Annotated in this window: 9 protein-coding genes; 8 read left to right on the top strand and 1 reads right to left on the bottom strand. The window is 42.0% G+C overall.

What is annotated here, in order from left to right; all coding sequences use genetic code 11:
* Positions 1-30 precede the first annotated feature (30 nt).
* The 6 genes from gpAD87_RS12130 to gpAD87_RS12105 all read left to right on the top strand — a co-directional run bounded on the left by gpAD87_RS12130 (position 31) and on the right by gpAD87_RS12105 (position 9,178).
* Positions 31-1,017 carry an alpha/beta hydrolase gene (locus gpAD87_RS12130; RefSeq protein ID WP_064638622.1) on the top strand — a complete coding sequence of 329 codons (987 nt, stop codon included), beginning with the start codon at positions 31-33 and terminating at the stop codon, positions 1,015-1,017.
* A 130-nt stretch (positions 1,018-1,147) separates the two neighbouring features.
* Positions 1,148-2,128: an alpha/beta hydrolase gene (locus gpAD87_RS12125; RefSeq protein WP_064638620.1), complete on the top strand. Its 981-nt coding sequence runs from the start codon at positions 1,148-1,150 to the stop codon at positions 2,126-2,128.
* A 130-nt stretch (positions 2,129-2,258) separates the two neighbouring features.
* On the top strand, positions 2,259-3,713 hold the full coding sequence (locus tag gpAD87_RS12120; protein ID WP_064638619.1) for an alpha/beta hydrolase family protein: 1,455 nt from the start codon (positions 2,259-2,261) through the stop codon (positions 3,711-3,713).
* 34 nt (positions 3,714-3,747) lie between these two features.
* The gene (locus gpAD87_RS12115) at positions 3,748-5,838 is read left to right on the top strand and encodes a serine hydrolase domain-containing protein (RefSeq protein WP_064638617.1); all 2,091 of its coding nucleotides are present in this window, start codon (positions 3,748-3,750) and stop codon (positions 5,836-5,838) included.
* A gap of 221 nt (positions 5,839-6,059) precedes the next feature.
* Positions 6,060-8,180 carry a serine hydrolase domain-containing protein gene (locus gpAD87_RS12110; RefSeq protein ID WP_064638615.1) on the top strand — a complete coding sequence of 707 codons (2,121 nt, stop codon included), beginning with the start codon at positions 6,060-6,062 and terminating at the stop codon, positions 8,178-8,180.
* 56 nt (positions 8,181-8,236) lie between these two features.
* Positions 8,237-9,178, top strand: a complete 942-nt coding sequence (locus tag gpAD87_RS12105; protein WP_064638614.1) for an alpha/beta hydrolase — start codon at positions 8,237-8,239, stop codon at positions 9,176-9,178.
* A 105-nt stretch (positions 9,179-9,283) separates the two neighbouring features.
* On the opposite strand, the gene gpAD87_RS12100 is transcribed toward gpAD87_RS12105, so the two are convergent.
* Positions 9,284-11,380 (bottom strand): serine hydrolase domain-containing protein, encoded by a 2,097-nt coding sequence (locus tag gpAD87_RS12100; RefSeq protein ID WP_064638612.1) that lies wholly within the window; start codon positions 11,378-11,380, stop codon positions 9,284-9,286.
* A 197-nt stretch (positions 11,381-11,577) separates the two neighbouring features.
* Here gpAD87_RS12100 and gpAD87_RS12095 point away from each other — a divergent pair, with 197 nt between their 5' ends.
* Both gpAD87_RS12095 and gpAD87_RS12090 read left to right on the top strand, forming a co-directional pair.
* The gene (locus tag gpAD87_RS12095) at positions 11,578-11,946 is read left to right on the top strand and encodes a hypothetical protein (protein WP_090806120.1); all 369 of its coding nucleotides are present in this window, start codon (positions 11,578-11,580) and stop codon (positions 11,944-11,946) included.
* A 2-nt stretch (positions 11,947-11,948) separates the two neighbouring features.
* On the top strand, positions 11,949-13,667 hold the full coding sequence (locus tag gpAD87_RS12090) for an ABC transporter ATP-binding protein (protein ID WP_064638610.1): 1,719 nt from the start codon (positions 11,949-11,951) through the stop codon (positions 13,665-13,667).
* Positions 13,668-13,850: the final 183 nt, after the last annotated feature.

Here is a 13,850-nt window from a genome sequence, read left to right as displayed (position 1 = left end):
CTGCCATTAAACAGATGAGAACAGGAGCAGATGAGTGTGACACAAGAAACAGAGAAGAAACAGTGGGGTGGCACCAGAACAAGAAAAGTGTTAAACATTTTGCTTAAAGTATTAGGTGCAATCGTTATAGCCATCCTACTTTTTGTGGCCATCGTGTATAGCGTTAACAAATTCAGTAGTCATTCGGAGCAAAAAAGAATGGAAACGTATGGACAGCATGTATCTGTAGATGGGAAACAGATGAATGTCAGCATTCAAGGAAAAGGAGAAGAAACGATCGTCCTTTTACCAGGGTTTGGAACAGCGTCACCTGCACTTGATTTTAAGCCGCTTATCTCAGAGCTGACTCCATATTATAAAGTGGTCGTGATTGAACCTTTTGGTTACGGATTGAGCGATCAGACCGAAAGGGAGCGCAGTACAGCAAATATCGTAAGTGAAATCCACGAAGCGCTGCAAAGTCTTCATATTGATCGGTATATTCTCATGGGTCATTCCATTTCCGGGATCTATAGCCTGGATTATGTGAACAAATATCCAAACGAAGTAAGTGCATTTGTCGGACTGGATAGCAGTGTTCCTGCGATAAGTGAACAGAAGATTGATGCGTCAGATACACAACCGATTAAATGGTTCCGTAACTTAGGATTCGCGCGATTACAATTGAAACTGAGTGCTGACCCTTATGATGGGCTACCTTATGATGAGCAGACCAAAGAACAGTTGAACATTCTAATCCGAAAAAATATGTATAATACCACTCAATTAAATGAGGCAGAGAGTATGTATTCCAACTTTAAAGCAGCTGAACAGCTAAGGTTCCCTGTTAATCTGCCGGTTCTTTTCTTTGTTCAAAAGAATCATCCGGCAGCGGAGAATTGGATTCCCGAGCATGAGAAGCTAATAGAGAACACTGTGCATAGTGAAGTGGTGCTGCTGGAAGCGAATCATTATTTGTATCGTTCCCATGCCAAAGAAATTGCTGAAAAATTCAGGGGATTTGTGACGTCCCAGTAAGTATTAATTTATTTGCTTGTTCATATTCAGTTCATATTGACGTCACGGGGAGTACATTTTCATACGTTAAGATTTCATTAGCAGCAAAGAAGAAAGCCGAACAAACAGTTCAAGACAGGAGAAGATGAGAGTGACACAACCAGAGGAAAAGAAAGCGAAGAATGGCTCGAGGGCCAAAAAGGTAAGAAACAATATACTTAAAGTACTAGGAGCAATCGTAATCGTCATTGTTCTGTTCCTAGGTATTGTTTATATCACGAATGTGATCAGTACCAATTCAGAGGCGAAAAAGATAGAGACATACGGCCAGCACGTATCTGTAGACGGGAAAAATATGAATGTGCTCATTCAAGGTGAAGGCAAGGAAACGATTGTGCTTCTGCCCGGTTATGGAACAGCAACACCAGCGCTCGATTTCAAGTTGCTTATTGATGAACTATCTCCAAACTACAAGGTTGTGGCGGTTGAACCTTTCGGTTATGGATTAAGTGATGGAACTGAAAAAGAACGAACCGCTGAAAATATCGTAAGTGAGGTTCATGAAGCTTTACAACAGCTTAACATTAACCAGTATATCCTCATGGGCCACTCCATTGCAGGCATTTACGGCATTGATTATGTGAACAAATATCCAAACGAGGTGACGGCATTTGTCGGAATCGATAGCAGTGTTTCAACACAACCGGGTATGGATGCCAAAATGCCTACAAAAATGTTCGGATTTCTTAAAAAATCAGGTCTCCAAAGATTAGTGGTCAAATTTGGTGAAGGCCCTTATGCTGGACTCCCATTTGATGAACACACCGTAGAGCAGATGGAAATGCTGTCGAATAAAAACTCGAACAGTTCCACGATGTTAAATGAGATGGACCATATTTCTTCCAATTTCAAAGGGGCCCAAGGTTTAACCTTCCCTAAAGACCTTCCACTTCTTCTCTTTGTTCAAGCGAATAATGAAGGTGTAAAAGGTTGGATACCTTTGCATGAAGGGCAGATCAAAGATTCGGTACATGGAAAAGTAATCACAATGGATGGAGGACATTATTTACACCATACGTTATTTAAAGAAATAGCTGAAGACTTTAGAGCATTCATGAACGAAGTGAAGTAAATATCCTGTAATAGTCTACTCGTGATTTCACAGATGTGTATAAATGAAATATGAAAAGCCGTCCTGTGGGACGGTTTTTCCATAGTAAGTCCAATTCGGCCGATGTCCGTGATGAAAGAGAGGAATTCAAATGAGATTATTTGAAATACTTTTAGTTTTATCCTGTCTCGCTTTACTGGTAGATCTATTGTTTATTAAAAGAAGTGCAAAGAAAATAGGCTTGGGTCTGGGTATAGGAAGTAGCGTTATACTATTAGTTCAATTGTTTGTTGAGGGATACAGATGGCAGTTGCTTTTGGTATATATCATGACGGCTCTATTCATACTCATCGTTTTATTCAGACATTCCGAAAAGATGGTGAATCTAAAAATGGGGAAGTTATTGAAATATAGTTTATCTTCCCTAATCGTCATTCTGCTGGTTGTTTCTACTGCCTTGTCTGTATACCTACCTGTTTTTAATTTGCCGAAGCCGGATGGTCCAGAGAAAGTAGGTACTCAAACCTTTCATTTTACGGATCAGAACAGAGAAGAAGTATTAACTGAAGATCAAGGCGATAAGAGGGAACTTATGGTTCAAGTTTGGTACCCTACTGAAAACAGCAATAACCACAAGCGTGACACGCTGTTTCCAAATAATAAAGAAATGTTCAAAAAGTATATTCAGAGCTTCTCAACTTCTTTAAAACTGCCCGAATTTGTGCTCGACTACTTGAAGTATAGTAAAACCAACTCTTATGAAAATGTAGAAATATTACCTTCAACAAGTCCTTATCCTGTGGTACTACTATCTCATGGTATGGGAACCAGTAGAGTTCTACATGCATCACAGGCCGAGAATCTGGCCAGTAATGGTTTTATCGTGGTCACCATCGATCATACGTATAGCACCTTTGCTACCCTTTTTCCAGACGGCCGTGTAACGGATTATAAAAAAAGTACGACTACACTAGATGAACGTACAAAAACAGGGAATATATGGACGAAAGACGTGGAGTTTGTAATCGATCAAATCGAAAAGCTGAATTCAGGTGCAATCGAAAGTCAGTTTAAAGGAAAAATCGATCTAGATAACATCGGCGCGATGGGTCATTCTTTTGGGGGTGCAACCGCTTTTAATGCAACGTATTTAGATCAGAGAATCAAGGCCGGGGTTAATATGGATGGGTCGTTATATGAAGTCGAAAATAGAGATGATATAAACAAGCCATTTATGTTCATCAGATCGGGAGCTTTTGAAGACTGGTTAGCCAATTTTGATAATGATAGAAATTCGGATGACGAAGTAACTAAATCTCTTTCAGATGAGCTGCACATTATGAAAAATGTTATCAATCAGGGGGGAAATGTGATTTATATAGAAGGAACCCAACACTTCAATTTCACGGACCTTCAATTCTATTCGGAGCTTATTAAAATGTCCGGGATCACAGGAGACATCAATGGTAAAAGAGGATCAAATATCATAAATCAATATGTACTCGATTTCTTTAACAAGCAGCTGAAAAAAACGGGTGGAAATCTGATTCAGGGACCGAGCGACTTGTATCCAGAAGTGAAGTTTATAGATCCAAAAGAACTCTAATCAACCAAAATATTAAAATCAGGAGATGATGTGAATGGGACGACAAAAGGGAAAACGAACTTCAATCGCTGCGTTAACCCTGGTGTTAACGATGTTAGCTCCGATGTCAGTAATGGCCGCACCAACTGCCGATAACAGAAGCAATCTTTCGTATGAACCAACCAAGAAAACAGTAGCGGAGAAAGCCAAGATCCTAACGGAGACGTACGGTACGACCAGTGTGCAATATGCATTAATCGATGGTGGAGAGATTGTGGTGTCCGGTCAAACGGGCAAGAACGATATCAATAACAAGGTGCCTCTTACTTCGAACACGATCTATGGCATTGGTTCAACCAGTAAAATGGTGCTTACAGCGGCTGTAATGAAGCTGGTTGACGAAGGTAAGATTGATTTGGATAAGCCTGTTGTGAACTATATCCCTGACTTTAAAATGAAAGATAAGCGCTACAAACAAATCACACCACGCATGCTGTTGAATCATTCCTCCGGTCTGCTGGGCAGCACGGGCAGCAATGCTACATTGTACGGAGATAATGATACGAATTCACATGATACGTTTCTAGATCAATTGGCGAATCAAAACCTGAAAGCCGATCCAGGAGAATACTCCGTATATTGTAACGATGGTTTTACATTAGCGGAGATTCTAGTCGAAAGAGTTAGTGGCATGGGCTTTACTGCTTTTATACACAAGTATATTACAGAGCCTCTGGACATGAATCATACCAAAACACCACAGGATGTGGTTGGGCCAGCAGAAATGGCGGGAATCTATTCTCCTTTATATGAAGGCCAGCTTCCACAAGAGAATTATAATATCATCGCTACTGGAGGTATTTATTCTACCGCTGAAGATCTTGTGAAATTTTCACAAATCTTCACGGGAGAGGTCGAAGGTATTCTTTCCAGTAAGTCGGTAGAAGCCATGGCGCAAGAAGAATACAAAAGAGGCATGTGGCCAGAGGACAGCGATTCATCTATTTCGTACGGGTTAGGTTGGGATAGTGTGAACTTATACCCATTCAGTGAATACGGCATCAAGGCCGTTACGAAAGGTGGAGATACCATATCGTATCACTCATCATTAATCGTACTGCCGGAATACAATTTAGCTGCAGCCGTTACCTCATCCGGTGGGACGAGTGCCAAAGATCAGTTTATTGCAAGTGAATTATTACTCAGCGCACTTGAGGAAAAGGGTATTATTACAGAACGGAAGCCAGAAAAGTCATTTGGGGTGCCAGTAAAAGCAGATATACCTAAAGAAATATCCGCGTATGCAGGTATGTATGGCGCCAATAATTCGGTTAAGAAGATCGAAATGAATCATGCTGGACAAATGACTGTATCCACACTCGCAGCTCCGAGTGATTCGGCTCAAAAATACACATATACAGCTGATGGTACTTTTGTTAACGATAAAGGTACAGAAAAGTTGAAATTCGTTACGGAGAAGAATGGAAGTACTTATCTGTGGTCTCGATCTTATATATCCTTGCCAGGACTTGGGCAGTTGGCTTTCTCAGAATATACAGCGGAGAAGCTGGAAGCCAATGAATTATCCCAGGATGTTACCGCCTCGTGGGAAAAGCGTGAAGGTAAAAGATATTACGTGGTGAATCAGAAATATACATCAACGGTTTATCTCCATTCATCACCAATCATTCCTATTCATTCGAATAAAGAGACACCAGGGTATATGTCTAATAATAAGATTATTGGAGCAAACGAAGCAGTCACTGAGCTGCAAATCCCTGGCATGGCTGGACGTGATACAAAGGAAATTTATTTCTCCAAAAAGAACGGAGTGGAGTACATTACAGCTGTAGGTAGCGTATTCGCAAGTGAGGAAATTGTACAACCACTCTATTCCGGTAAACAATCCGCTACAACCATTCAAGCAGATGGATATGCAAAATGGTTTTCGGTACCCGCATCTGTGAAAGGAAAAGTTATGACGGTTAAGATGCCTGCAAATGGAGCCTTTGCCGTATATGACCAGACGGGTATTTGTATTAATCACACCGTGGTCAGCGGTAAGAATGAGGTTGTCTTACCCAAAAACGGCCGTATTGTATTTGCAGGTGAGGTCGGTTCCACATTTGAAATTTCATTGAAATAGACAAAGTCTTTATCCCCTTTAAGTGTCTACTTAAAGGGGATATTTTTATGACGTAAAAAGGAAGGATCAAGGATCGTGAATCATCATGTACTCAAATTATTTTGCCTATTCATACTCGGTTCATATAGACGTCACGAAGAGTACATTTCTATTGGTTAAGCTTATTTTAGTACCAAAGCTAGGATACTCTAATAAAGAGATACTGACAGGAGAAGATGCAAATGATACAACAAGAGAAAATGAAAGTGCTCAAGAGAACAGTCAAAAAACGAACTTCAATTGCAGCTTTAACGCTAGCGTTAACCATGTTAGCCCCATTATCTGCAATGGCCACACCGGCTGCCATGAACAACAGCAACCTTACGTATGGGGCAACGAAGAAAACCGTGATGGAAAAAGCCAAATTACTGACTGAGACGTATGGTACGACGAGTCTGCAATATGCGCTCATCGATGATGGAGAGATTGTGGTCTCCGGTCAAACGGGTAAGAACGATATAAACGACAAGGTACCTCTTACTTCGAACACGATCTATGGCATTGGTTCAACCAGTAAAATGATGCTTACCGCCGCTGTAATGAAGCTGGTTGACGAAGGCAAGATCGATTTGGATGTGCCTGTTATGAACTATATGCCTGACTTTAACATGAAAGATAACCGATACAAACAGATCACACCCCGTATGCTGTTGAATCACTCAGCCGGTCTTCTGGGCACCTCAACCAGCAATGCCACATTGTACGGAGATAATGACACGTATTCACATGATACGTTTTTGAAGCAATTGGCGAATCAAAACCTTAAAGCAGATCCCGGCGCATACTCAGTCTACAGCAACGATGGCTTTACGTTAGCCGAGATTCTGGTCGAAAGAGTTAGCGGCATCGGTTATACCGCATTTATACACAAGTATTTCACAGAGCCTTTGGACATGAACCATACCAAGACACCACAGGATGTAGTTAATCCGGCAGAAATGGCGGGAATCTATTCCCCTTTTTATGAGGGACAACTTCCAAAAGAGAATTATAATATCATCGGTACTGGAGGTCTGTATTCCACCGCTGAAGATTTGGTCAAATTTTCTAGAATCTTCACGGGAGAAGTCAATGGAATTCTTTCCAGCAAGTCTGTAGAAGAAATGGGGCAAGAAGAATATAAAAAAGGAATGTGGCCAGAGGATAGCGATACGCTGATGTCTTACGGGTTAGGGTGGGATAGTGTGAACTTGTTCCCATTCAATGAATACGGCATTAAGGCCGTTATGAAAGGAGGGGATACGTTATCTTATCAATCTTCATTAACGGTACTCCCAGAACACAACATGGCTGCAGCCGTTATCTCTTCAGGCGGGGCGAGCTTGACCAATCAATTCATTGCGAATGAATTATTACTCAGCGCACTTGAGGAAAAGGGCGTTATTACAGAACGGAAGCCGGAAAAATCATTTGGCGTACCCGTGAAGGCCAATATGCCTAAGGGAATATCCAAGTTTGCAGGTATATATGGTGGCAATAATTCAGTTACGAAGATCAACATCAATAAGACTGGACAAATGACTGTATCTTCACTTACAGCTCCGAGTAATCCGGTTCAAGAATACACATATACAGCAGATGGTACTTTTGTTAACAACGAAGGTACAGATAAGTTGAAATTCGTTGTGGAGAAAAATGGGAAAACCTACTTGTGGTCACGATCTTATATATCTGTTCCAGGACTCGGACAGCTGGCTTTCTCAGAATATAATGCGGAGAAGCTTGAAGCCAATAAATTATCCAAAGAGATTAACGCCGCATGGGCAAAGCGCGATGGTAAAAAATATTATCTAGTGAATGAGAAATACACATCAATGGTCTATCTGAATGCTTCATCGATCCTGCCTATTCATTTGAGTAAAGAGAACCCAGGTTATATGTCTAATCATAAGATTATTGGAGCAAACGAAGCAGCCAATCTATTGCAAATTCCTGGTACAGCCGGACGTGATACGATGGACATTCATTTCTCTAAAAAGAACGAAGGAGAGTATCTTACAGCCTTAGGGTATGTATACGCCAGTGAGGAACTGGTGAAACCAATCTATTCGGGTAAACAACCCTTAACAACCATTCAAGCAGATGGATATGCCAAATGGTTTTCGGTACCAGCGACTGCGAAAGGAAAAGTCATGACAGTCAAGTTGCCTGCAAATGGAGCCTTTGCTGTATATGACCAGACTGGAATTTGTATTAATCACACCGTGGTCAGCGGTAAGAATAAAGTTGTCTTACCAGAGAATGGCCGCATTGTATTTGTAGGTGAGGCTGGATCCAAATTTGAAATTTCAATAAAAAAGTAAATTAACGGATTTCCAAACGACTGTACGACAAACAAACTCAACAGGAGAAAACCATCATGATGAAAAAAATATTAATCATTTTACTCAAAATATTCGGAGCCATAGTTATCGCTTTTGCATTATTTATTGCCACTGTCTATTTTGTAAATGTATTTAGCAACAAGTCGGAGGCAGGGAAAATAAAACCCTATGGTCAGTCCGTAGCGGTTGACGGGAAAAACATGAATGTGTTGATCCAAGGAAAAGGTGAAGAAACCGTGGTATTGCTTCCGGGATACGGAACACCTGCCCCAGCCCTCGATTTTAAACCGTTAATTGATGAGCTATCTCCGTTTTACAAAGTCGTCGTCATTGAACCTTTCGGTTATGGATTAAGTGACATAACTGAAAAAGAGCGTACCACGGAAAATATGGTCAGTGAAATTCATGAAGCTCTACAGCAGCTTAATATTACTCATTACACGCTGATGGGTCATTCCATTTCAGGAATCTACGGACTAGATTATGTAAACAAATATCCAAACGAAGTAAATGCTTTTGTTGGGATTGATAGCAGCGTTCCAACGCAGGGAGGCAACGATGATCCATTCCCAACAGATGTGTACAAACTGCTCAAAAAATCAGGGTTCTACCGATTGTTAATGAAACTGGCCCCTGATCAACTGATTGCACCAGCTGTTGATGATGAAACCAGAGAACAAATTAGAATGCTTTCACTCAAAAATACGTTTAATCCGAACAACTTAAGTGAAGGCGAAAATTTTGGTCCCAATTTCAAAGCTGCTGAAGGCTTGACTTTCCCCAAAGATCTGCCTGTCATTTTCTTTTTACAAGCGAATGATACCGAAACGGAAGGATGGATACCTATGCATGAAGAGCAAGTTAAAAATTCAGTACATGGTAAAGTGATGACATTCGAAGGTGGACATTATTTACACCATACCCGATCCAAAGAAATAGCCGAAAACTTCAAGAAGTTTATGAATGAAGTAAAATAAACTTAGAACAAACGTAGTATCTTTCAGAATGGATTTCAGAAAGAATGAAACGCCCGTTCCCCAGTAGAACACAGGGGAACGGGCGTATTTCCTTGCTCATTATTATTAATTTGTTAACGAAATTTCGAACCTTGAACCAGCTTCACCAGCAAATACAATCGTACCGTTTTCAGGCAATGTAACTTCATTTTCACCACTAACCACGGTATGATTCGTACTGATACCCGTCTGGTCATATACAGTGAAAGCACCTTTCGAAGGCATCTTCACTGTCATCACTTTACCTGCGGCTGCTGCCGGTACCGAATACCACGTCGCATAACCATTCGTTTGAATCGTTGTCTTCGATTGTTTCCCTGAATAGAGTGGTCTCACAAGTTCTTGACTGACGTAGACCTTTCCTCCTGCTGAGACGTATTCTACGCCGTTTCTCTTGAAGAACTTATACTCCATCGTATCCCGGCCAGCCAAGCCTGGAATTTGCAGTTGATTCACGGCCGAATTTGCATCAATAATTTTATTAGTATACACATAACCTGGTGCTTCATCGAACATATGAATGGGGATGATCGGCGTTGCACTGTCATATACCGTTGAGGTGTATTTTTCATTCACCAGGTAATAAATGTTGCCTTCACGCTTCTGCCAAGCGGCTGTTACATCTTCGGATAATGAATTGGTTTCGAGCTTTTCTGCCTTGTATTCCGAGGAGGCGATCTGTCCAAGCCCTGGCACCGACTGGTACGAACGGGACCACAAGTATGTATTCCCGTTATCCTCTTGAGTGAATTTCAACTTTTCTGTACCTTGCTCATTCACGAAAGAGCCATCTTCAGTATACGTATACTTTTGTTCGGTACTGTTCGGCGACAATAGCTGGGACATCGTCAACTGTCCTTCATCATTCACTTCCAACTTCAATAACGAGCTGCCAACCGCCCCATAAATGCCAGCATACTGCGTTAGCTCTTTCGGCATGGTTGTTTTTACAGGGGCGCCAAATGATTTTTCCGGCTTCCGTCCTTCAATAATATCCTTTTCCTCAAGTGCGCTAAGCAACAGCTCGCTCGCAATCAATTGGTCGGTTGTGCTTGATCCACCTGAAGAGGTAACGGCTGCAGCCATGTTGTATTCCGGAAGCACAATTAATGACGAATGATAAGCAATCGTATTGCCACCTTTGGTAACTGCCTTGATGCCGTATTCGCTAAATGGGAACAAGTCTACACTATCCCAACCTAACCCGTACGAAATCGATGAATCGCTATCCTCTGGCCACACACCTTTTTTGTACTCTTCTTGCGTCATTGCTTTTGCCGACTCACTGGAAAGAATACCTTTGACCTCTCCCGTAAAGATTTGCGAAAATTTGACGAGGTCTTCGGCAGTAGAGTAAATGCCTCCAGAGCCAATCATGTTCGTGTTCTCTAGTGGAAGTTCTTCCTTATTCAGCTGCGAATAAGTTACTGCCATTTGGTCAGGGTCAACCAGATCCTGCGGCGTTTTGGTGTGGCTCATGCCCAAGGGTTCGGTGAAATTCTGTTGGATGAAATGGCTAAAGCTCGTGCCGCTTACCTTTTCGACCAGAATTTCAGCTAAAGTAAAGCTATCGTTACTATACACCGAGTAGGCTCCCGGATCTGCCTTCAAATTTTGTTCGGCCAATTGATCCAAAAATGTATCATGTGCATAGGTATCATTGTCCCCATACAGTATGGCACTACCGCTTGAGGTTCCGAGAATCCCGGATGAATGATTCAATAGCATACGAGGTGTAATTTGTGTGTAACGGTTGTCCTTCATCTTAAAATCCGGGATATAGTTCACAACCGGCACATCCAGATCGATCTTGTCTTCGTCAACCAGCTTCATCACAGCGGCTGTGAGCACCATTTTACTGGTTGAACCGATGCCATACATTGTATTAGAAGAAAGGGGGATACGGCCCTCCGGGTCGTTTTTGCCTACTTGTCCGGAGATCACGATCTCTCCCTCATCCATGAGTGCGTACTGCACACTTGTTGTACCGTATGTTTCGGTAAGGAGCTTGGCCTTCTCCATCACCGCTTTTTGGGTCATATTATACGTGAGGTTACGGGTGTTACTGTTTGCCGGTGCGGCGAGAGCATTCATTGGGGCTAACATGGTTAACACCAGGGTTACAGCGGCGAATGAAGTTCGTTTTTTCAGTGTCAATCTCATCTTCTCCTGTCTTATCTGTAGATTAGGTATCTCTGTGGTGGTACGTAAGTTAGTGTACTCTAGGACGGTGAACTGAATATGAATTGGGCCAGAATAAAATGGAAAAATACGGGTTGACAGAAAAATCCCTTACGTATACAATCGTATACATAAACAATTTGTATACAAATGTATACGAAGATGGAGGTGCTTCAAAAATGAGAGAAAGACATATAAATGTGAACGAACAACCTGATCGCCATGGAGAGCGGTCCAGACGGGGTCGTGGGGAAGAAGAGCGACAAGGTGAAGGTTCAAGACGTGGGAGAGGGCATGGAGAGCATCACGGAAAACGGGGTAATGGGGCACAAACGTTTCGCCGTGGAAGAATTTTAGTCTTTTTGGAACAAATGCAGAATCGAAGAGCTACGTTGGCCAGACAGCTTGGTCAGGAGGAGTTCCGGAATATTCATCAGATGATAAGTGGTGAACTGAAAGCCATTGATCAGGTCATTGATGAATACATCCAACTTTTTGAATTACAAAATGAAGAAGAAAGCCCTAATCAGGATCTGGAGAGTGAATAAGAATGGTTCGTCGTTTTTTCTCGTATTATCGTCCTTACAAAAAACTATTTTTAATTGATTTTGGTTGTGCAGTACTAGCTGGTTTACTAGAGCTGGCATTTCCACTTGCTGTAAGCAAGTTCATTAATGAGTTGCTGCCAGGTCAAGATTGGCCACTCATTATCCTCGCATGTATTGTCTTGCTGTCGATCTATGCGCTGAATACCGTCTTGAATTATGTCGTGACCTACTGGGGACATATGCTTGGCATTAACATTGAAACCAACATGCGTTCGAAGATGTTTGCTCATTTACAAAAGTTATCCTTCCGGTTTTTCGATAATCGCAAGACGGGTCATCTGATCGGTCACCTTACCAATGATCTCAACGATATTGGAGAGGTTGCTCACCATGGACCTGAGGATGTATTCATCGCGATTATGACTCTAATTGGATCTTTCTGGCTTATGGCGAACATTAATTTAGAGCTTGCACTGATCACCTTTGTCATTATTCCTATCATGGCCTGGGTCATTATTGTGTTTGGTGGGCGCATGACGAAGACCTATCGGCGCCTCTTCGGAGATGTGGGGAATTTCAATTCCCGTATCGAAGACAACGTAGGCGGAATTCGTGTCGTTCAATCGTTCGCTAACGAAGAGCATGAGAAAAAACTATTTTCCGTAGATAACGAGAACTTCCGTAAAACAAAGCTGCTTGCTTACAAAACGATGGCGAAGAGTATATCGGTCAGCTACATGATGATGCGTTTGGTTACTGTGTTCGTTATGATCAGCGGTGCTTGGTTCTTTATCGATGGCAGAATTGATATGGGTGATTTCATGGCATTCCTGCTGTTATCCAACATCTTCTTCCGTCCGATTGAGAAAATAAATGCTGTAATCGAAAGTTATCCTAAGGGCATTGCAGGATTCAAGCGTTATCTGGAAATCATTGATACCGAGCCGGAAATCGCCGATGCGAAAAATGCCGTGGAGCTAAAAAGCGTCCGTGGAGATATTCGCTTCGAAAATGTCTCATTCGGTTATGAGGAAAATCGACGTATTCTGAATAATATCAGTTTGTCCATCAATCCAGGGGAAACCGTTGCATTTGTGGGTCCTTCCGGTGCAGGTAAAACGACCATTTGCAGTCTGCTTCCACGGTTCTATGAAGTAGAGGAAGGTCGGATTACCGTTGATGGAGTTGATATTCGTGAGGTTCAGCTGGAATCTTTGCGCAAACATATCGGTATTGTTCAACAGGATGTATTTCTCTTCTCAGGCACAATTAAGGAAAATATCGCTTATGGCGATTTAACGGCAACAGACGAGCAAATCTGGGATGCAGCCCGTCGTGCATCTTTGGAAGAGTTGCTTCTTACTTTGCCAGAAGGGATCAATACGATCATTGGTGAGCGTGGTGTCAAACTTTCCGGAGGTCAGAAACAGCGCCTGTCCATTGCTCGGATGTTCCTGAAAAATCCACCGATTCTCATTCTGGACGAAGCAACGTCTGCTCTGGATACCGAAACCGAAGCATTAATCCAGAAGTCCTTGGCGGAACTGTCAGTGGGCAGAACAACCCTTGTTATTGCACACCGACTGACAACGATCAAGAATGCAGATCGCATCCTGGTAGTCAATGCGGATGGCATCGCAGAGCAGGGTAACCATGAGGAACTGGTCGCTGCCGGAGGCATATACAGCAGACTTCACCAGGTGCAATACAGCCATTCTTAATAGCCAAAAAACAAACCGTGCATTTGCGCGGTTTGTTTTTTTGTTTTTTTTGTTTTTCAATAAAGTGACATTCATTTGAACTATAAAGTTCATCAATATTATATATTGTTGACAACGTCCACTAAACTGATTATTATAATGTTGACAATGTCCACTAAAAGGGAGGGTTTCACATCGACTCTC

Source organism: Paenibacillus sp. AD87 (assembly GCF_001659845.1).
Taxonomy (GTDB): domain Bacteria; phylum Bacillota; class Bacilli; order Paenibacillales; family Paenibacillaceae; genus Paenibacillus; species Paenibacillus marchantiae.
Note: the sequence above shows the minus strand (reverse complement) of the source record. Positions and strands in the feature narration are given on the sequence as shown.